This is a genomic window from Hymenobacter negativus, assembly GCF_016056375.1.
Lineage (GTDB): Bacteria > Bacteroidota > Bacteroidia > Cytophagales > Hymenobacteraceae > Hymenobacter > Hymenobacter negativus_A.
In genome coordinates, this window is the sequence record NZ_JAEDAE010000004.1 from 21872 (window position 1) to 42118 (window position 20247).

Consider the following 20247-nt stretch of genomic DNA (forward strand, 5'->3'; position numbering starts at 1 on the left):
GGCTGCTATTTACTCAATAAATATTATATATTAAATAAAAAATATAATCAAACCAGCCCTTCGCGCAGTAAATCATGCAGGTGGATGAAACCGGCAAACCGGCCATCCTCGGTTACCACCAGCTGCGTGATGTTGCGGCTCTGCATCCGCGCCAAGGCTTCGGCGGCAAAGTCTTCCACGTCAATGGTAGCGGGTCGGGGCGTGAGAATGTCGCGGGCCTTGAGCTTTTCCAGGTCCGAGAAGCTGCCCAACATGCGGCGCAGGTCGCCATCGGTGATGATGCCGGCAAGATGACCGGCCGCGTCGAGCACGGCGGTGGCACCGAGGCGCTTGCCGGAAATTTCGAGCAGTACATCCTTTAGCGGCGCGTCTTCTGGCACTTGTGGGCGCTGGTTCTGGCGGCTGAGGTCGCCCACTTTCAGGTAGAGGCGCTTGCCGAGGGTGCCACCGGGGTGCAGGCGGGCAAAGTCGGCGGCGGTGAACTGGCGGCTTTCGAGCAGGCACACGGCCAGGGCATCGCCCAGAGCGAGGGCGGCCGTGGTGCTGGTGGTGGGCGCGAGGTTGTTGGGGCAGGCTTCTTTGGTTACGGGGGCGTGCAGCACGTAGGTGGCCTGCTGGGCCAAGTAAGAGTCGGCGTTGCTCACCAGGGCGGCCAAGGGCACCCCTTTGCGGCGCAGCAGCGGCACCAATACCTTAATTTCGGGCGTGTCGCCGCTCTTGCTGATGGCAATGACGAAGTCCTCGGGCTGAATCATGCCCAGGTCGCCGTGGATGGCATCGGCAGCGTGCATGAACAGGGCCGGCGTGCCGGTGCTGTTGAGCGTGGCCACGATTTTGCCCGCGATGTGGGCGCTTTTGCCAATGCCGGTGACGACTACCCGGCCTTTCAGCTGCAGGATGGCTTGCACGCAGGCCCCGAAATCGGGTGTGGCAGCCAGGGCATCGGCCACGGCGCGCACGGCATCGGCCTCTTCGTGCAGTACCTGGCGGGCAATGGCCAGCACGTTGGCCGCAGCCGGAATGGTGCCGGGTGTGGCGTTCTCAGAATGAAGGGTCACGGGCATGGGCTAGACACAAAATGTTATTGCAAAATTGGGGGAAAGAAGCTTAGCCGGCCCCCATGGGCTAAAACCAGCTTACCAAGGCTAATGGATAATTTACCTCGACTCACCTGCTCAATTACATCAAATTGAGGCACTCGCTACTTTAGAAACAGCTGCTTTGAGTAGATAGACAGGCTCGAAACCACGAAGTTTCCAGGCAGCTTCTTCGCGTTGCGGAAGAGGCAGCAATATGAATAAATTGTTTTCCACAATTCATGAAAAACACCATTTTTCATGCTAAAAACTGTGGCTATTGATTATCTTCGTTATGAACCGCAAGTCGGTATGCATTTCATTAGTGCTTTCGTCCTATGTCATCAGTTGCCCTCCAAGAAGCCCCGGTCCTCACGGCCGATTTGAAACATACACTTAAAGAAGTATTCGGCTACGGCCAGTTTCGGGGCACACAAGAGGCTGTTATTCAAAATGTACTTGCTGGGCACAACACGTTTGTGATTATGCCCACCGGCGCGGGCAAAAGCCTGTGCTACCAGTTGCCGGCCTTAGTAGTGCCGGGCACGGCCATCGTGATTTCGCCCCTTATCGCCCTGATGAAAAACCAGGTCGACCAGCTCGGGGCCTTCGGCGTTAATGCGCAGGTGTACAATTCGACCCTGACCAAAACCGAGATGAAACGGGTGCAAAAAGACGTGATGAGTGGCGAGGTGCGCCTGCTCTACGTGGCCCCCGAAAGCCTGACCAAAGACGACACCATCGAGTTTCTACTGAAGTCGACCATCAGCTTTGTGGCGATTGACGAGGCCCACTGCATTTCGGAGTGGGGCCACGACTTCCGGCCCGAGTACCGCAAGATTCGCGGCATCATCGACAACCTAGGCGGCAACGTGCCCATCATTGCCCTCACGGCCACGGCCACGCCCAAAGTGCAGCTGGACATCCAGAAAAACCTGCACATGGATGATGCTTCGGTGTTCAAAACCAGCTTCAACCGCACCAACCTCTACTACGAGGTGCGTGCCAAGCACAACACCAAAAAACAGCTGATTCAGTACGTGAAGCAGCACAAGGGCAAGGCCGGCATCATTTATTGCCTGAGCCGCAAGAAGGTGGAGGAAATTGCCGAGCTGCTGCGCGTAAACGACGTGCGCGCCCGCCCCTACCACGCCGGCCTCGACCAACACACCCGCATCGAAAACCAGGATGCCTTCCTAAACGAAGAGTGCGACGTGATTGTGGCCACCATCGCCTTCGGCATGGGCATCGACAAGCCCGATGTGCGCTTCGTGGTGCACTACGACGCCCCAAAATCCATTGAGGGCTACTACCAGGAAACCGGCCGCGGCGGCCGCGACGGACTGGAAGGCAACTGCCTGATGTTCTACAGCTACGACGACATTCTCAAGCTGGAAAAGTTCAGCAAGGACAAGCCGGTGACCGAGCGCGACAACGCCCACCAGTTGCTGGCCGAGATGACCAACTACGCCGAGTCGTCGGTGTGCCGCCGCCGGCAGTTGCTGCACTACTTCGGCGAGCAGCTGGACAAGGACTGCGGCTTCTGCGACAACTGCAAGCACCCCAAGGAACGGTTTGAGGGCGAAGCGGCCGTGGGCCTGGCCCTGCGGGCCGTGGTGCAAACAGAGGCACGCTTTAACCTCAACCACATTGGCCAGGTGTTGCTGGGTCTGAACAATCCGCACATCGAGAGCTACGCGCACAACGCGCTGCCGGTGTACGGCCAGGGCAAGGAGCTGGGCGACGCACAGTTCTGGCACTCGGTGCTGCGTCAGTGCCTGCTGAACGGCCTTTTGGAGAAGGACATCGACAGCCTTGGGCTGGTGCGCATCACCGATAAGGGCATCGACTTTATCGAGAACCCGCATTCCATCACGCTCACTAAAGACCACAATTTCGACGAGGAGCAGAAGGCCGACGAGGAAAAGGAGGAAGTGCAGCACGCTGCCGGCCACGATGAAGCCCTGTTTGTCCAGCTCAAGGAGCTGCGCAAGCAGGTGGCCAAGCAGAAGAATCTGCCGCCCTACGTCCTGTTCCAGGACCCGAGCCTGAAGGAGATGGCTACCACTTACCCCACTTCGCTGCACGACCTCACGCACGTGTCGGGTGTGGGCCAGGGCAAGGCCCAGAAGTTTGGAGCGCCGTTCGTGGCGGCCATCAAAAAGTACGTGGAAGACAACGACATCGAAACCGCCGAGGACGTGGTGGTGAAGTCGGCCGTGAACCGCTCCAAAATCAAAATCTACGTCATTCAGCAGATTGACAAGAAGATGATGCTGGAGGACATCGCCTCGTCCAAAGGCATCACGATGGCCGAGCTGATGGAGGAAATTGAGCACATCTGCTACTCCGGCACCCGTCTCAACATCGACTATTACCTGGAGGAAATGGTAGAAGAGGAAGTGCAGGACGAGATTTACGACTATTTCATGGCGGCCAGCACCGACAATATTGCCGTGGCGATGAAGGAACTGGGCGATGACTTTACTGAAGAAGAGCTGCGCCTGGTGCGCGTGAAATTCCTGAGCGAGGTAGCCAATTAGAACAGCTTTGAGTTAATTGTCAAACTAAAAAAGCCGCTCCAGATGGAGCGGCTTTTTTGGTTTCCGGTGCGCTTTCAGGCATTCTAATTACAAACCCTGCTTCGCTGGCCGCGTATTGGCAGAAGCCCTTAGCGCACAGCTTGGCAGGTGCTTTTAGCTTCTTAATATGTGGATTGTCTTCGCTTTGCTGGCCGCGCTGGCTTCGGCCTCGGTGGTCACGCTATCGAAAGCCGCGATTAAGGACGTGCCGCCCAGTTTGGTGTTTGCCATCGAAGCGGTGCTGATTTTAGGGGTGTCGTGGGGCACGGTGCTGTTTCAGGATTTGCTGCCGGACATCGCCAAGATTGAGCGCAAAACCTGGCTGGTGCTGGTGGTGGCGGGCGTGCTCACGGCCACCTCGTCGCTGCTGGTATTTCGGGCGCTTTCGCTGGGCGATGCCTCGCGGGTGTCGCCGCTCACCAATATTTCGCTGGTGTTTTCGGTGACGCTGGCGGCCGTCTTCCTCCGGGAAAAGCTGACCTGGCAGGTGATGCTAGGCGCGGCGCTCATGGCGGCCGGGGCCATCCTCATCGCCACAACAAAGCCTGCGGCAAAAAAAGAGACAGTCAGCAACCAAAATGGCGGTTCTGACAGCGGAACAACCATTTACGAATCGAAGCCAGCGGCTTAATCCGGGCCGAATAATAGGCTACCAGGCAGGCATTGGCTAAGTTGCTGAGGGTAACAGCAGGGCTTCTGCCTCCAGTAGCAACGAGGCGCACATCAGCAAATCGTAGAGTAAGAACAGTTCTTCGAGGGTAAAGACGAATTTTTGATGGGCCGTCGCGCCGGGTAGCACCAGGCAACGCACCTGGGGGTCGGGCAGTTGGTGGGCATGTTGCTCGTACAGGCTGTGAATTGTGGCCCGCCATTCGGGTAGTTCGGCGCGCTTCAGGCACAGGGCCACGTTGCCGAAGTAGATGTGCAGGCAGCAGCCCTGAGGACAGCGCGAAATGCAGCCTAAGTCGTTGTGATGCAGTGAACGGCACATAGCAAGGAAAGGAAAAGCGGGAGTGACGGACGCAGCAGCGGGGCGCACGCCAGCGGGGCAGTGGAAGGCCCACCTACGCGGCAAGCACTGGCCGAGGCAGTGACGGGTGACGGCAAAGGTATTGTCAGAAATTCGAGGCGCAATCTTATTTAGAATTATTCTAAATAATTTTTATTTCGGTGAATTCATCCACTACTTTTGCCCTTAAATAGAATCTGTCTAAATAAGCTATGCTACTACCTTTGCGCTTCCGTTACCTGTTTTTCCTACTAGCATTCTGCACTTTGCCTGCCTGGGCACAGCAGACGGGCACCATTGCCGGCCGCGTTATGACCACCGATGGCAACGCGGCCGAGTCCGTGAGCGTGGGTATTCAGGGCCAGCCATTGGGCGGTATTACCGACAGCGAGGGCCGCTACCGCATCGGCGCGGTGCCGGCGGGCACCTATACCATTGTGGTTTCCTTTGTGGGCCTGAAGCCCGCGCAGCAGCAGGTGACTGTAGTGGCGGGCCAGCGCGCCATGGCCGATTTCCGCCTGGCCGAGAGCACGGCCCAGCTCCAGGAAGTGGTGGTGCAAGGCACGCGCACCAACAAGTTTAACCGCTCCAATAGCGTGGACGTGGCCAAAATGCCACTCAGCAACCTGGAAAATCCGCAGGTGTACGCCACCGTGGGCAAGGAATTGCTGACTGAGCAGCTAGTATTTTCGGTGGATGATGCGACGCGCAACGTGCCCGGCCTGCAGCGCATGTGGGAGCCCACGGGGCGCGGCGGCGACGGCGGCTCGTTTTACGCCAGCCGGGGCTTCGTGGTATCGAGCCAGCTGCGCAACGGCGTGGCCGGCAGCGTAACCAGCACCGTAGATGCCGTCAACCTGGAGAAGCTCGAATCCATCAAAGGGCCGTCGGCCACGCTGTATGGCAGCGCGTTGACTTCCTACGGCGGCCTGCTGAACCGCGTGACCAAGAAGCCGTTTGAGACGTTTGGCGGCGAGGTGGCCGTATCGGGCGGCAGCTACGGCTTCCACCGCGTGAGCGCCGACGTGAACACGCCGCTCAATGCGACCAAAACGCTGGCGCTCCGCCTCAATGCGGCTTATAACTACGAAGACAGTTGGCAGAATGCGGGCTACGCGGGCTACACCAAGAACCTAGCCCTGGCCCCCAGCCTGCAGTTTACCCCCACCGACCGGCTGACCATCAACCTGGACGCGGAGATTTATCGGGGCAGCAACATCGGCAAGCAGATTATCTATTTTGACCACCGCGAGCAAGTCAAAAACCTGGGCTTTTCGCGGGCCGACCAGGCCCCACTCGACTACCGCCAGTCGTACCAGGGCCCGGGCCTGACGCAGGATTCGCGCAGCACCAACCTGTTTGGGCAGGTACGCTACCGCATTTCGCCCAGCTTTACATCGACCACCTACCTCTCGTCGAGCCGCAGCTACTCGCAGGGCAAAGGGCCTTACTTCTACCTGATATCGAACACGGTGTATGCGCTGGACTCATTGGCGGCACTGGGCAAAACGGCTCCGGCTGCCGGCCTGGCACGCACGCCCGGCGTCCATAGCCTGTACCGGGCCGACCAATCGACGAACAGCCACAGCGACACGTATGAGGTGCAGCAGCTTTTCAACGGCGACTTCCAGCTGGGCCGCCTGCGCAACCGCGTGGTGTTGGGACTTGATTTCCTGAGCATTAATTCCAACCTCGATTACTTCGGGGGCAGCATTGACCAAGTGCGGCTGGGGCTGGGCAACAATGCCTACCGCGCGTTTAACGGCCAGGCCGTGGATGCGGCGTATGCGGCAAACTCCGCGCTTGCGCACTACCTGGTTACAACCAAAGCAAACACTTACAGCGCTTTTGCCTCGGATGTGCTGAATCTGACCGACCAGCTGAGTCTGCTAGCAGCCCTGCGCCTCGACCGCTACGCCAACAAGGGCGGCATTTATTACACCCCGGTGGCGGCCTACAATCAAACGGCCCTCTCACCGAAGTTTGGCCTAGTTTATCAGCCCGTAAAGGACCGAGTAGCCATCTTCGCCAACTACCAGAACAGCTTTACCAACCTGAACACCAGCTTTCTGGACCAGGATGGCAATACGCACGTGACCAAGCCCGAGCGAGCCAACCAGCTGGAAGGCGGCGTGAAGCTCGACGCGGCCGGCGGCCGCGTGAGCCTCACGGCGAGCTACTACGATATTCGGGTGCAGAACATTCTGCGCACCATTGGCTACACCTCCGCGTTTGTGGCCATCGGTGTGCAGGATGGCACCCAGTGGAGCCGCGGGGCCGAGCTGAACCTGACAGCCAACCCGCTGCCGGGCCTGAACGTGGTGGGTGGTTTCGCTTACAACTACTCCACCTTCGTGAAAACCGATGATAATGTGAACGGCTACCGTCCCGCTACCGCCTCGGCACCCTACTTGGCCAATGCCTGGGTGAGCTACCGCCAGCCCGCCGGCGCGCTCAAAGGGCTGGGCGCGGGCTTTGGTGGCAACTACGCCAGCGACAACAAAATCGTGAACAGCGTGTCGCAGGGGGTCTTCACACTGCCTAATTACACGGTGCTCAACGCTAGTCTTTTTTACGACCAGCCCAAGTTTCGCCTCTCGGCTAAGGTGGATAACCTGACCGATAAGCAGTACTGGATTGGCTATACCACGATGAACGCGCAGAAGCTGCGCAGCATTATCGGCAGCGTGGCCTACAAGTTTTAAGTAAGCGCAAACCACGCCGCACGGTTCGTCCGGTTGTTGCCCAGGCAGCTCTGCCACGGGAGTGGAAAGAGTGAGTGCTCCCGGTTCGCTGCAACGAAGCGGCGGGGTTACTTGGGTGGCGCTCAGTACTACGCCTCTGGTTTTTTAGTTAGAATTTCTACGCATGACCTTCAAAAAAGCCATCGGCAAACTGCATCTCTGGCTGGGCCTGGGCTCCGGGCTGGTGGTGCTCATCGTGAGCCTGACGGGGGCCATCTTCACGTTTCAGGACGAAATCCGGGACCTGACCGAGCCCTGGCGCAAAGTGGAAATGCCAGCTACTGCGCCCCTGCTGCTGCCCTCGCGGCTGCAGGCCGCCGCGCTGGAGCAGCACCCGGGCGTGAAAGCGGCCACGACCTGGGTGACTTATTACGGCCCCGGGCGCTCGGCCACGGTGTATTTCACCGACCCGGCCGGCGTGCCCACGCAGGTGTACCTCAACCCCTGCTCCGGCCGGGTGCTGTACGAACAGGACCTGCGCCGGCACTTCTTCAGCATCGTGCAGGCCATCCACATGACGCTGCTACTGCCTGAAGCGGTGGCTAAATGGGTGGTGGGCGGCAGTGTCATCATCTTTATGGTAATGCTGGGCACTGGCCTGGTACTATGGTGGCCCAAGCGCCGACAGGAACGCAGGCAGCGCCTTACCATTAAGTGGGGAGCCCGCTGGCGGCGCATCAACTACGACCTGCACAATGTGCTGGGCTTCTATGCCGCCAGCATTGCGGTGGTGCTGGCCCTTACAGGCTTGTTCATGGTTTTCCCTGGATTGCTTGATTCAGCCATGCTGGTGGCCAACGGAGGCCGGACCTATCCGCAGGAAAAATCAGTGGCCCAAGTAGATACCCTACAAGCCGTGACGGCCGCCGCCCTGCCACTGCCCGACGTTATCTATCGCACGGTGCAGCGCCACTCGCGGGGGGCCGAGATGGTGCTCATCGGGCCGGCCGGCAATGGCAAAGACCCAGCCTATTGCTGGGCCTACCAGCGGGCGCTGCACTACTACCACCGCGATGAATACGCGTTTCACCCCGTGTCGGGGCAGGTTCTGCAGGCGCGCTTCCACGCCGGCCGGAGCAACGGCGGCAAGCTCTCCGACATGAACTACGACCTGCACACCGGCCAGATTCTGGGCCTGGGCGGCAAAATTGTGGCTTTCCTAGCCAGCCTGATTTCGGCCAGCCTACCCGTGACGGGCACGCTGCTCTGGTGGGGCCGCCGCAATAAAAAGGCCAAGCCTAAAGCACGGGCCTCGGCCCCAATCAGCGCCTAACCAGCATAACCAGCTCCCATAAAAAAGGCCCTTCGTTGAACGACGGGCCTTTTTTATTTGGACTTGAATATTGACTAGCAATATTCCTCGAACGCGCCTTGCAGGTTGTTCACGATACGCATGGCGTCGGAGCCTTCGATGTGGTAGCGCTCAATCATGTGCACCAGTTCGCCGTCTTTGAACAGGGCGATGCAGGGGGACGAGGGCGGGTACGGGAGCAGGTGCTCGCGCATTTTGGCCACGGCATCGGTTTCCATGCCGGCGAAAACGGTCACGAGTTTGCCGGGCTTTTTGTCGGCGCTGGCAAGGGCCATTTTCAGGGCGGGGCGGGCTTTGGCGGCGGCGCAGCCGCACACCGAGTTCACGGCCACCAGCACGGTGCCTTCATTTGAGGCGAGGGCGGATTCAACCTCCTCGGGGGTCATGAGCTGCTCGAAACCAACTTCGGTAAGGTCCTGGCGGATGGGGGCCACCATGTATTCGGGATAAACTGCCATTGTCGTAAATAATTAAAAAAGCGGCGTGGCCGCGTGGGGTTACAAAAGTACGGGAGTGTTTGGCATAAGTCCGCAGCCCCCCAAAAGGTTCGGGCAATGGTCGTGGTTAGTGGCCAGCGCAATCGGGAGCCGGCTAATCTTTAGGAATCACAACTATTCATCTGCAATTCGACTCAACACTATTATCTTTCACCAATCCAACCCACTCTACACTTTTTAATAAAATACAGGCTTATGAAGTTTTTTCTACCATCCCCTCGTTTGGGTCTGCACGTGCTGCTGGGCCTGACGGCCTGGGCCAGCCTGGGCTTCCCGGCATCGGCCCAGGTGCAGCCGCGCCCCACCTCGGAGTTATTGCGCGCCGGGCGCAAATCGGTGGCCACGCCCATTGTCAAAGCCCCCGCCAAAGCCAGCCCGCACCTCGATGCCGAGCTGCAGCGCCTGCTGGTGCAGGCCAGTGGCACCGGCCACACGGAAGCACTCACGGCCAGCCAGCTACGAGCCAGCCACCCGCATTTGCGCTTTGGCCAGCAGGCGGGCCAGGCCACGGTGCTGGTCCACATCACGGCCAAGGACGTGGCGACGTTGCTGCCTAGCCTGCAAAGCCGCGGATTTGAAGTGACCGCCTCCTACCCGAAGCTGCATTTTGTGGAAGGCATGCTGCCCATCAGCCAGCTAGCCAACGCTGATGCCTTAGTTGGTATTGGTTTGCTGGGTATCGCGGCTTCCTTCGAGCCCGAAACCGACGGCGGCTTGGTGACGAGCCAAGGCGACTACGTGCTGGAAGCGGCCCGCGCCCGCGCCACCCGCCCCAAGCAGGTGACGGGGGCGGGCGTGACCATTGGCGTGCTCAGCGACTCGTTTAACTACCTGGGCGGGGCGGCTACGGACGTGGCCTCGGGCGACCTGCCGGCCGCCGGCGTGCGCGTGCTGGTCGAGAGCGGCAACACCGACGAGGGCCGCGGCATGAGCCAGCTCATTTATGACCTGGCGCCCGGCGCGGCGCAGGTGTTTAGCACGGCCAACGGCGGCGAGGGCACCTTTGCCCAGCACATCCGCGACTTGGCCAGCACGGCGGGCGGCGCCTGCAAGGTGATTGTGGACGACGTGCGCTACTTCACCGAGCCGTACTTCCAGGATGGGGTTATTGCCCAGGCCGTTACCGATGTGGTCACTAATTCGAACGTATCGTACTTCGCGTCGGCCGGCAACTACGCCGATAAGAGCTACGAAACCACGGCCCCGCAGTTTGTGGCCAACGCCAACGGCGTGCGCTGCCTCAACTTCGATGTATCGGGCGCTACCACCGACCTCACGCAGCGCATCACGATACCCAGCGGGGGCACTTTCTACCCGGTGCTGCAATGGTCCGACCCGTTTTACACCACCAGCGGTGTGCGGACGGACCTCGACATGTTCATCCTGGGGGTAAGAAGCACCGGCGTGGTGGACACTGTATTCCGGAGCAATGCGCGCAACGTGCTCACGCAAGTGCCCATGGAGCCCATTTTCTTTACTAACTCCGCCGCTACCGGCACCACCACCTTCGACTTGGTAATCGTGTGGAAAGGCGGCATTCAGCCGGCCCGCCTGAAGTACGTGAACCGCGGCAGCGCCAGCCCTTCGGAGTGGCTCACCGGCAGCCACACTTCCTACGGCCACTCTTCGGCTGCTGAGGCGTTTGCCGTGGCCGCCGTGCCCTACTATAACCAGCGCGTGCCCGAAAGCTTCACTTCGAAAGCCGGCCCGATAACCTATTTGTTCTCGCCCACGGGCGTGGCCCTGAGCACCGCCGTGGTGCGCCAAAAGCCCAACGCCGCCGCCGTAGACGGCACAAACACCACGTTCTTCGGCAGCGACTACGAAAACGACGGCTTCCCGAACTTCTTCGGCACCTCGGCGGCGGCCCCGCACGCGGCGGCCGTAGCCGCGCTGCTGCGCTCGTCGGAGCCCGCCCTCACGCCCGCTCAGGTATATAGCCGGATGGTGGGCAGTGCCCGCCTCCTGGGCGCTTCGGCCACCGATGCACTCACCGGCCCCGGCCTGATTGACGCCTTCACCACCCTGTATGGCCCCGTGGTGGCCGCCACACCGCCCGTGGCCGAAGACCTTGAAAAAGGGGCCTTGCCAGTGAGCTGGAACGTGAACGGCTACGGCGCGGCCCGCCCGCAGGTGCTGACGCTGGCCCCGGCCTCGGGCGTGCAGAGCCTGGTGCTGGATGCGCAGCCGGGCATCAACTCGGTATTTTCGCTGAACGAGGCTACCTTGTTTTTGCAGGGCGCCACGGCCAGCAATTTGCAGCTGACGTTCCGCGAGCGCAAGTTCTCGGCCGAAACCGATGAGCTGATGCCCGCACAGTTTACGGGCCGCAGCAACACCGACGGCGTGGCCCTGAGCGTGGACGGCGGCACCAACTGGTACCGCATTTTCGACCTCACCGGTACCAATGCCACTACCACGTTCCAAACCAAAACCGTGGACCTGACGGCCTTCGCTACCGCCAATAGCCTCACGCTGGGCAACGATATCCGCATCAAGTTTCAGCAATACGGCCGGGGTGGCGCTACGGCTACCGCCGGCAGCGGCCGCGCTTTTGATGACATTGTGGTGGGCAGCCGCACGCCCGCAGCCGTGCCACTTTATACCTATACCCAGCCCACCGCCGGCTGCCCCAGCCTGCAGGTGCAGTACACCGACTCGTCGCTATTCCGCCCCACTTCCTGGGCCTGGACGTTTGCGGGCGGCACGCCGGCCACCTCTACCCTGCGCAACCCCAACGTGACTTACAACACGCCCGGCCGCCACAGCGTGACCCTGAGCGTGAGCAACGCCGCCGGCACCGTGGCCCGCACCGATACCGGCGTGGTGGTAATATCCGGCCGCGCCCCGGTAGCCACCATCACCAATACCAGCCTTGTCATTTGCCCCGGCGAGGTTGTGACGTTCGGCAGTACAGCCATCAATTGCCCCAGCACCTACGCCTGGACCATCCCGGGCGGCTCGCCGTCTACTTCGACCACGGCTACCCCGCGCGGCGTGAGCTTCGCCACGGCCGGCAACTACACCGTGACGCTCACCGTGAGCAATGCCTATGGCAGCAGCACCAGCTCGGTGGTGGTGGAAGTGGGCGGCAAGGCTCCAACGCCCACCATCACCAGCACCAACCCCAGCATTTGCCGTGGGGGTGTGGTCACGTTTGGCAGCACCACGCTCAACTGCCCCGGCACGTATGCCTGGAGCTTCCCGGGCGGCACGCCGGCCACCTCCACCAGCGCCAACCCCGGCGCGGTTACCTACGCTACGGCCGGCAACTACACCGCTACGCTCATTGCCACCAACCCCTACGGCAGCACCACGACCACGCTCATCGTGGACGTGGACGGCCAGCAGGCGACGCCATTTGCCGAGAATTTCAACGCCTCCGCGGCCCTGCCGCGCGGCTGGACGCTCGTGACGCCCACCCCTGCTTACCCGTGGTCGGTGGTTGGCAATATTACCGGGAGCACGGGCACGGCCACCCGCGCCCTGATGGTGCCGTTTGCCAGCGACCCCAACCGGGGCGAACGCATTGCGGTGTACTCCCCGGCCCTCAACCTGACGCGCACCGGGGCCGCTGCGCCCACTCTGCGGTTCGACGTGGCTTACCGCCCCTACGCCAGCGTGGCCGGCGCCATCACGCCGGATGACGACTCGCTCAGTGTGCAGGTGGCCGATGCCTGCACCGGCCAGGTGCTGGGCCGCCCCTACGCCAAAAGCGCCCTCACCAACCTGCCCACCGGGGGCAGCCTGCCCACCTTCACGCCCAGTGCCGCCAGCGACTGGCGCCGCGAAACCGTGGACCTCACGCCCTACCGCGGGCACAGCGTGGTCCTGCGCTTCATCGGCCGCAACCAGTACGGCAACAACCTGTACCTCGACAATGTGCAGGTGAACGACGGCGTGCTGTCGCTGACTTCGGCGGCTAACACCGTCGGTTTCGAAGCCTGGCCCAACCCCACGCCCAGCGGCGCGGCCCTCAACCTGCGCCTGCCCGCTTTCACCGGCAAGGTGAGCCTGCGGCTGATTGATGCCCTGGGCCGCGTGGTGTGGCAGGAAGCGGTGCAGCAAACCGGCGCGCCCCTCGAGCGCACCCTGCGCACCGGCCTGGCCCCCGGCCTCTACGACCTGCTCTATACGCCGGCCGGGGGTACACCCGCTGCCCGCCATCTCGTGGTGGAATAGCAGCAATCGGTTTTCAAGAAAAAAGGCCGGGCGACTATCGCCCGGCCTTTTTTGTTCGCTGCTGTACCCGGAAAGGGACTTGATAATGCCCTTACCTACGGCCGTAGCGCTGGCCGAAAAAATCGCCCTTATTCCAGGTAGGCCGGGCGGGGTCCTGCGCCACTTGGTAACCGATGAGGAAGCACAGCTGCACGTACTTGCGGCCGGCTTCGAAGTCGAAGCGGCCGTTGATGTCGTCCTGCGGCTTGTGGTAGGTAACGGCACGCCATTTCTGCACCTCCTCGCTGAGGTTGTTGCGTCCGTCGGCAGTTTTGTTGCCGTATTTGATGTGCAGGGCCGGAATGCCAGCCGTCACGAAGCTGTACTGGTCGCTGCGGATGAAGCGGTTCTGCTCGGGCTCGGGGTCCTGCTCCAAGTCGATAGCCATGTAGGCGCAGGCCTTTTTCACGGGCTCGATGAGCGTGGAATGCGGGGCTCCCAGCGCCACCACGCTCAGCAGCGGGGCAATGAGGGTGGGCATGTCCATGTTGATATCAGCCACAATTTTGGCCTTGGGCACGGTCGGGTTGGCCGCGAAGGCCGACGAGCCCAGCAGGCCCAGCTCCTCGCCGGTCATGAAGGCGAAAAGCATGGTGCGCTTCGGCTTGTCCTTTAGACGATAGTAGATTTTAGCGATTTCGAGCACACAGGCCACCCCCGAGGCGTTGTCGTGCGCGCCATTGTTGATGGAGTCGCCTTTCACCGGGGCGGTCACGCCCAGGTGGTCGAGGTGGGCCGAGTGTACCACGTACTCGTCGCGCAGCTTCGCATCGGAGCCCACAAACTTGCCCACCACGTTGTAGCTCTCAATATCCTGATACCGGGACTGCGCGCTGGCGCTAATCGTAGCTTTCAGCCCCGCCGAGGCCGGCTTGCCGCTCCGAATGGCCGCAAACGCCTGCGTAGTATCGAGCCCCGAGGTTTGCAGCAGGCGCTGGAGCGTGGCAGCATTCACCGCCCCGTAGAACTGCTGCTGGCTGCCGGCCGCAAACGTGCGCGACACCGCCACTTTGCCATCGGCCCCAAGCACGCTATAGGTGCCGGCCTTGAGGTCGGGCAGGGCGCCGGCGTGGGCCGAGGCCAGGATAAATCCTACCGCGCCGTGGTTGATGGCCGCCTTCAGCAGTCCGGCCAAATCCTGGCTGGCCGAGGCCACGGTGGAGGCGAAGGTGCGGGGCGCGCCGCGCACAATCATCACCACCTTGCCTTTCACGTCGAGGCCGGCGTAGTCGTCGTAGCCCAGCTCGGGGGCGCTGATGCCGAAACCGGCGAAGGCCAGCGGCGCATCCTGCACGCGGGTGGCGGGCAGCTCGGGGCTGGGGTACACTGCGTAGTCCTGGCCGGCGGCGAGGGGCAGGGCGGCCCCTTGCGCATCGCGGGCCACGAAGGTGGCCCCGGGCTGCAGGAAGGCACGCCGCAGGCGCACTTTCTGGATGAAGGTGCCGCCCTCGCCGGCGGGCTGCACGCCCAGGGTTTTGAGCTGCTGCGTCACGTAGTCGACGGCCATCTGGTAGCCGGGGGTGCCGGCCTTGCGGCCCAGCAGGCGGTCATCGGCCAGGTAGGCGATGTGGGCTTTGATGGCGGCGGGCTGCACCTGCTCCAGGGCTGCAGCCACGGGCTTGGGCACGGCAAGCGGGGCCTGCGCGGAGGAGGTGGCGCCCGAAAACAGCGCGACCAACAGGGTCGAAAGGGAAAGTCTCATGCCGTAAAGAAACGTCGGAGGCGAGCATCAGGGTAAAATATAACCTGCGCGTAACGTCCGGCGGTGGCCGGCCGACGATGGAAAACGACACCCGTCACAATCGTTTTTGCCGGGGCCTATCCGCTAAAAACGACTTCGCCGCGCTCCGGTCGGGCCGGCTGCACGGGCCAGCGCATTGCAATAATCAGGACGAACTATACTGAGTAGCTTCGCGTTATTAGCCCTTGTCCCTATTTTATTAACTATCTTGAGGATATAAGCCCGTCATTTGGCGGGCGAGCCCCGGCCGCGTGGCCGCGCTTTTTGAGACTACCCACGCCCGCCCGGTTGGCCAGTCGGCCGGCTCCTTTGCTAAATAACTATCGCCATGACTACTTCCCTGCCTACCTATTCCGATGCCATTACCCCCCAGTTTCAAATCACTGACCCCACGCATCGGCCAACCCACGACCTGAAGACCTGGCCCGCCTGTTTCGCGGCTGTGAAAGCCGGCAACAAACCCTTCGACGTGCGCCGGAACGAAGAAAATTTCCAGGTGGGCGACCTGCTCCTACTCCGCGAGTTCGAACCCGATAGTGAGCAGTACACCGGCCGCACCATCACGCGCTGGGTGAGCTACGTGCTGGAAGGCGGCCTGTTTGGCGTGCAGCCCGGCTGGTGCGTGCTGGGCTTTAGCCAGCTGGCCCCCATCCCCACGGGCCTAACTGATATCCGGCTTTGGTAACCGAAAGAAGAGTTATGGGTTAAGTCGTCTGTCATCCTGAGCGCAGCGAAGGACCTCATCGCGCTTGCGCCGGTTGATTTCACTGCAAACCGCTCGGCGGTGATAAGGTCCTTCGCTATGCTCAGGATGACAGACGGTTAAAAACTCATTCCTCCAAACTCCCATCCATGCCTGTTATCCGCGCCACTGGTTTGCGCAAGTCGTTTGGCGCGCACGCCGTGGTGCGGGACGTGTCGTTTGAGGTGGCGGCCGGTGAGACGCTGGTGTTGCTCGGCCCCAGCGGCTGCGGCAAAACCACGCTCCTCAAACTGCTCAACCGCCTGATTGAGCCGGACGGCGGCACCGTGGAAATCAACGGTGAAAACGTGCTGAGCCAGCGCCCCGAGGCGTTGCGTCGCGGCATGGGCTACGTCATTCAGCAGGTGGGACTGCTGCCGCACTACACCGTGGCCGAGAACATTGCGGTGGTGCCGCGCCTGCTGGGCCACGCCCCGGCCGCCATTGCGGCTCGCACCGAGGCGCTGCTCACGCGGCTGCACCTGCCGCCGGCGCGCTACGCCGGGCAGCTGCCGCACCAGCTTTCGGGCGGGCAGCAGCAGCGGGTGGGGCTGGCCCGCGCCCTGGCCGCCGACCCGCCCATCGTCTTGCTCGATGAGCCGTTCGGGGCCCTCGACCCGGTGACGCGGGCCAGCATCCGGCGCGAGTTTCGGGAGTTGGAAGAACTGAAAACCAAAACCGTGGTGCTCGTGACGCACGACGTAACCGAAGCCTTCGAACTGGCCGACCGGATTATGCTGCTCGACGGCGGCCGGATTCAGCAGCTGGGCCCGCCCCGCGAGCTGCTGTTTCGGCCCGCCAATGGCTTTGTGCGGGACTTCTTCGCGGCCGAGCGGTTGGCGTTGCAGCTACGCACCCTCACGCTGAATGACATTTTTCGGGATAGTACAACCGACGACTCGGCGGCTTCTTTCGCAGCCAACATCACCGTGCACGAAGCCTTGGAAACCCTGACCAGCGGCAACGCGGCGGCTTTCCCGTTCACAGTAGCTCAATTGATGGCGGCCTTCGGCGAAGCGCTGCAACGGGAGGAGGACGGATGGAAACGGTAAGCGCACTTTTCCTCTTCTGGCGCGAGCAGGCCGGCAAGCTGGGCGAGCAAACGGTGCAGCACATTGGCCTCACGGCGGGCTCGTTGCTGCTGGGGGTGCTGCTGGGCATGCCGCTGGGACTGTTTTTGTCGCGGCGGCCACGCTGGGCGCCGGCCGTGCTGGGAGTGGCTGGCGTGTTACAGACGGTGCCGAGCATTGCCCTGCTGGGCTTTCTGATTCCGCTGCTGGGAATTGGGCCGAAGCCGGCCATTTTCGCGCTGTTTCTGTATTCGCTGCTGCCCATCATCCGCAACACGTTCGAGGGCATTCGGGGCGTGCCGCCGGCCGTGGTGGAGGCCGCACGCGGCCTGGGCCTCACCGATGGGCAGGTGCTGCGGCGGGTAGAGCTGCCGCTGGCCCTGCCGGTGCTCATGGCCGGCATTCGCACGGCCACGGTGATAAACGTGGGCGTGGCCACGCTGGCGGCCTACGTGGCGGCGGGCGGGCTGGGCGAGTTCATCTTCGGTGGCATTGCCCTAAACAACCCCGTGATGATATTGGCCGGAACGCTGCCCGCCGCCGCGCTGGCGCTGGCGTTTGATGCGCTGCTGGGCGGCGTGCAGCGGCTGAGCACCGGGCGCCTGGCCCGGGTGGGCGTGGCGCTGCTGGCGGCGCTGCCGCTGCTGGGCGGGCTGTACCTGCTGCCCCAGGCCACGGGCCGGCTGCGGGCCGGGTTCAGCCCCGAGTTTGTGGGCCGGGCCGATGGCCTGCCGGGCCTCACCACCGCCTACGGCCTCACGCACCTGCCCAGCGTGGTGCTGGCTCCCGCCCTGGTGTATGAGGCCGCCCGTCACGCCGACGTGGACGTGATTGACGGCTATAGCACCGACGGCCGCATCCGGGCCTACGGCCTGCGCGTGCTGCGCGACGACCGCCGCGTGTTTCCGCCCTACTACGCCGTGCCCGTGGTGCGGCCGGCCCTGCTGCGTGAGCACCCGGAGCTGGCAGAGGTGCTGGCTAAGCTCAATAATCAGATTTCGGATTCGGTGATGACGGATTTGAACTACCGGGCCGACTACCTGCACCAGGACCCCAAGGCCATTGCCGAATATTTCCTGCGGCGGCGCGGGCTGTGGCAGGCGGCGCGGGCGGCCGTGGCCGGTGCGCCAGTAGTGAAGCTGGGCTCGAAGATTTTTGCCGAGCAATACATCCTGGCCGAAATGTACGCGGCCCTCATCCGGGGCAATACCGACCTGGCCGTGGAAACCAAAACCGGTCTGGGCGGCACCACCATCTGTTTCGAAGCTTTGCGGAGTGGGGCCATCGATATGTACCCCGAATACACCGGCACGGGGCTGCTGGTGCTGCTGCAGCCCCGCCCGGCGGTGGTCGATTCGCTGGGGGGCCGCCCGGCCGCGGTGCTGGGCTACGTGCGGGCCGAGTTCCGGCGGCGCTTCGGGCTGGAGTGGCTGCAGCCGCTGGGCTTCAACAACACTTACGCTCTGCTTATGCGCGGCCGGCAGGCCCGGGAGTTAGGCATAATGAGTGTGTCAGATTTGGGCGGGTATCTGCGCAGGTAGCACGGGCTTTTGGTCCGCGCTACTTTTGCCCTATGATTCTCGCCACCGCCACGCCCGCCGACGCTGCGCGCCTCACCCAGTTCGTGAATGCCGCCTACCGGGGCGACACTGCCCGCCAGGGCTGGACCACCGAAGCCGACCTGCTCGACGGCCAGCGCATCGACAAAGAAGGAATGCTGGAGATGCTGGCCCGGCCCGGTACCGCCATTCTGCTCTGCCAGGACGAAAGCGGGGAGCTGCTAGGCAGCTTTCACGCACAGGCCACAGGCGACTTGCTTTACCTCTCCATGTTGGCCGTGAACCCCACCGGCCAGGCCCAGGGTGTGGGCAAGTTCCTGCTGAATGCCGCTGAGGGCTACGGTCGTCAGCACGGCTGCACCACCAGCCGCATGACCGTTATTTCCGTCCGCACCGAGCTGATTGCCTACTACGAGCGGCGCGGCTACCGCCTCACCGGGGCCACCGAGCCCTTCCCAACGGACCCGCGCTTCGGCATTCCGAAGCAGCCGCTGGTGCTGCTGGTGCTGGAAAAGGCGCTGTAGAAACGCAATAGTTGGAGCCTCGCCGTTGAACGGTATTCTCCACGCAGTGCGAATGTGGAGACAGAAAGTATTGCGTCTCTACAGCCCGGTTACTCAACCCGCTTTCTGGTCGAAATCCAGCTGCACATCGCCGCCTACGGGGTAACCCGTGCAGGTAAGAACCAGCCCGCGGGCCAGCTCGCGGTCGGTGAGGACTTCGTTGGCGCTCATCCAGACCTGGCCCTGGGTGCAGCGCACGGCGCAGTTGCCGCACTGGCCCACCTCGCAACTATAGGGCAGGCGGAGGCCGTACCGCCGGGCCGCTTGCAGAATGGTGATGGGGAACTGCACCCGTAGCCGGTGCGGCTGGCCGCGCATGAGCAACGTTACGTCGTGCGGCGCGGCATCGGGCGGCACGGCGGGCACCGGGGCCACGGCACTGGTAAAGAACAGCTCGCGCCGGATGCGGTCGAGCGGCAGGCCGGCTTCGTGCAGGCCGTAGGTGGCCATGCGCATGAAATTGATAGGCCCGCAGAGGTAGGCCAGGGTGCGTGCCGGGAAGCCGGGCACGAGTTGCGTCACGAGGGCCTGCAGCAGCTCCTTGTGCAGGTGAGCACGGTAGAGAACGGGGTCGTTGCTGAAAAACAACTCCAGTTGCAACCGCGCCGGAAACGCCCGGGCCAGCGCCCGCAGCTCGTCCAGAAACAGCGAATCGGTAGCCGTGCGGTTGCTGTAGAGCAGTAGCACGGCCAGGTTTGGGCGCTGCATCAGCGTCGTTTTCAGCAAAGAAAAAAGCGGCGTGATGCCGCTGCCGGCGGCCACGAGCACGAGCTGCTGGTAAGCGGCTGCATCGGGCGGCAGGGTGAAAAACCCGCCCACGCCGCTGGTGCGCAGCACATCGCCCACCCGCACCTCATCGACCAGCCAGCGCGAAAACAGGCCGTTATCGACGCGGCGAATGGTGATGGCGGGCCGCGCATCCAGCGCCGGGGCCGAGCTGAACGAGTACGAGCGCCGCACCTCGGTCCCGTACACCTCGCGCACCAGCGTCAGGTATTGGCCAGCCTGATACGCAAGGGTTTCGCCGGGCAGCGGCTGCAGCACCAGCGTGCGGGCCGTGGGGCCGTGCTGGCGGATTTCGACAATCGTGAGCTGCTGATAGGGGGTTGACATGGCTTCGCACGAAGTAGC

General features: G+C 62.5%; 14 protein-coding genes. 9 read left to right on the forward strand and 5 right to left on the reverse strand.

The genetic code is table 11. The features are described from left to right. Window positions 1-47: 47 nt before the first annotated feature. Window positions 48-1022: a KpsF/GutQ family sugar-phosphate isomerase gene (locus I7X13_RS10735; protein ID WP_317191569.1), complete on the reverse strand. Its 975-nt coding sequence runs from the start codon at window positions 1020-1022 to the stop codon at window positions 48-50. A 392-nt stretch (window positions 1023-1414) separates the two neighbouring features. Between I7X13_RS10735 and recQ the strand changes: the two genes are divergently transcribed. Then, window positions 1415-3619: a DNA helicase RecQ gene (gene recQ, locus I7X13_RS10740; RefSeq protein WP_198075492.1), complete on the forward strand. Its 2205-nt coding sequence runs from the start codon at window positions 1415-1417 to the stop codon at window positions 3617-3619. A 166-nt stretch (window positions 3620-3785) separates the two neighbouring features. Further along, entirely contained in the window at window positions 3786-4289 is a 504-nt protein-coding gene (locus tag I7X13_RS10745) for an EamA family transporter (protein WP_198069248.1), read from the forward strand. A gap of 36 nt (window positions 4290-4325) precedes the next feature. Here the strand turns inward: I7X13_RS10745 and I7X13_RS10750 are convergent, their stop codons facing one another. Continuing rightward, window positions 4326-4649 carry a hypothetical protein gene (locus I7X13_RS10750; protein WP_198069249.1) on the reverse strand — a complete coding sequence of 108 codons (324 nt, stop codon included), beginning with the start codon at window positions 4647-4649 and terminating at the stop codon, window positions 4326-4328. 284 nt (window positions 4650-4933) lie between these two features. On the opposite strand from I7X13_RS10750, the gene I7X13_RS10755 reads away from it, so the two are divergent. Both I7X13_RS10755 and I7X13_RS10760 read left to right on the forward strand, forming a co-directional pair. Continuing rightward, window positions 4934-7372, forward strand: coding sequence for a TonB-dependent receptor (locus tag I7X13_RS10755; RefSeq protein ID WP_233454759.1), 2439 nt, complete (start codon window positions 4934-4936; stop codon window positions 7370-7372). 163 nt (window positions 7373-7535) lie between these two features. Beyond that, a complete protein-coding gene (locus I7X13_RS10760; RefSeq protein WP_198075494.1) occupies window positions 7536-8684 on the forward strand; it encodes a PepSY-associated TM helix domain-containing protein in 1149 nt (382 codons plus the stop codon). Window positions 8685-8758: 74 nt separating this feature from the next. Here I7X13_RS10760 and I7X13_RS10765 read toward each other — a convergent pair whose 3' ends face one another. Further along, the gene (locus tag I7X13_RS10765) at window positions 8759-9181 is read right to left on the reverse strand and encodes a BrxA/BrxB family bacilliredoxin (RefSeq protein ID WP_198069252.1); all 423 of its coding nucleotides are present in this window, start codon (window positions 9179-9181) and stop codon (window positions 8759-8761) included. A gap of 234 nt (window positions 9182-9415) precedes the next feature. On the opposite strand from I7X13_RS10765, the gene I7X13_RS10770 reads away from it, so the two are divergent. After that, complete coding sequence (locus I7X13_RS10770) at window positions 9416-13402, forward strand: PKD domain-containing protein (RefSeq protein WP_198075495.1); 3987 nt, start codon at window positions 9416-9418, stop codon at window positions 13400-13402. A 91-nt stretch (window positions 13403-13493) separates the two neighbouring features. Here I7X13_RS10770 and I7X13_RS10775 read toward each other — a convergent pair whose 3' ends face one another. Further along, entirely contained in the window at window positions 13494-15143 is a 1650-nt protein-coding gene (locus I7X13_RS10775) for a M28 family peptidase (RefSeq protein ID WP_198075496.1), read from the reverse strand. Between the two features lie 367 nt (window positions 15144-15510). Between I7X13_RS10775 and I7X13_RS10780 the strand changes: the two genes are divergently transcribed. The 4 genes from I7X13_RS10780 to I7X13_RS10795 all read left to right on the forward strand — a co-directional run bounded on the left by I7X13_RS10780 (window position 15511) and on the right by I7X13_RS10795 (window position 19077). Next, window positions 15511-15867, forward strand: a complete 357-nt coding sequence (locus I7X13_RS10780; protein WP_198075497.1) for an ASCH/PUA domain-containing protein — start codon at window positions 15511-15513, stop codon at window positions 15865-15867. A gap of 167 nt (window positions 15868-16034) precedes the next feature. Next, window positions 16035-16976 carry an ABC transporter ATP-binding protein gene (locus I7X13_RS10785; protein ID WP_198075498.1) on the forward strand — a complete coding sequence of 314 codons (942 nt, stop codon included), beginning with the start codon at window positions 16035-16037 and terminating at the stop codon, window positions 16974-16976. Further along, window positions 16964-18535, forward strand: a complete 1572-nt coding sequence (locus I7X13_RS10790) for an ABC transporter permease/substrate-binding protein (protein WP_198075499.1) — start codon at window positions 16964-16966, stop codon at window positions 18533-18535. The genes I7X13_RS10785 and I7X13_RS10790 overlap by 13 nt, the downstream gene beginning before the upstream one ends. Before the next feature lie 32 nt (window positions 18536-18567). Then, a complete protein-coding gene (locus I7X13_RS10795; protein ID WP_198075500.1) occupies window positions 18568-19077 on the forward strand; it encodes a GNAT family N-acetyltransferase in 510 nt (169 codons plus the stop codon). A gap of 93 nt (window positions 19078-19170) precedes the next feature. Here the strand turns inward: I7X13_RS10795 and I7X13_RS10800 are convergent, their stop codons facing one another. After that, complete coding sequence (locus tag I7X13_RS10800) at window positions 19171-20229, reverse strand: ferredoxin--NADP reductase (RefSeq protein WP_198075501.1); 1059 nt, start codon at window positions 20227-20229, stop codon at window positions 19171-19173. Between the last annotated feature and the right edge of the window lie 18 nt (window positions 20230-20247).

Bases quoted from the DNA above. Each gene is read 5' to 3' on its own strand.
- recQ (WP_198075492.1), top strand. From the start codon at position 1,415: ATGTCATCAGTTGCCCTCCAAGAAGCCCCGGTCCTCACGGCCGATTTG.
- I7X13_RS10745 (WP_198069248.1), top strand. From the start codon at position 3,786: ATGTGGATTGTCTTCGCTTTGCTGGCCGCGCTGGCTTCGGCCTCGGTG.
- I7X13_RS10750 (WP_198069249.1), bottom strand. From the start codon at position 4,649: ATGTGCCGTTCACTGCATCACAACGACTTAGGCTGCATTTCGCGCTGT.
- I7X13_RS10760 (WP_198075494.1), top strand. From the start codon at position 7,536: ATGACCTTCAAAAAAGCCATCGGCAAACTGCATCTCTGGCTGGGCCTG.
- I7X13_RS10765 (WP_198069252.1), bottom strand. From the start codon at position 9,181: ATGGCAGTTTATCCCGAATACATGGTGGCCCCCATCCGCCAGGACCTT.
- I7X13_RS10770 (WP_198075495.1), top strand. From the start codon at position 9,416: ATGAAGTTTTTTCTACCATCCCCTCGTTTGGGTCTGCACGTGCTGCTG.
- I7X13_RS10775 (WP_198075496.1), bottom strand. From the start codon at position 15,143: ATGAGACTTTCCCTTTCGACCCTGTTGGTCGCGCTGTTTTCGGGCGCC.
- I7X13_RS10780 (WP_198075497.1), top strand. From the start codon at position 15,511: ATGACTACTTCCCTGCCTACCTATTCCGATGCCATTACCCCCCAGTTT.
- I7X13_RS10785 (WP_198075498.1), top strand. From the start codon at position 16,035: ATGCCTGTTATCCGCGCCACTGGTTTGCGCAAGTCGTTTGGCGCGCAC.
- I7X13_RS10790 (WP_198075499.1), top strand. From the start codon at position 16,964: ATGGAAACGGTAAGCGCACTTTTCCTCTTCTGGCGCGAGCAGGCCGGC.
- I7X13_RS10795 (WP_198075500.1), top strand. From the start codon at position 18,568: ATGATTCTCGCCACCGCCACGCCCGCCGACGCTGCGCGCCTCACCCAG.
- I7X13_RS10800 (WP_198075501.1), bottom strand. From the start codon at position 20,229: ATGTCAACCCCCTATCAGCAGCTCACGATTGTCGAAATCCGCCAGCAC.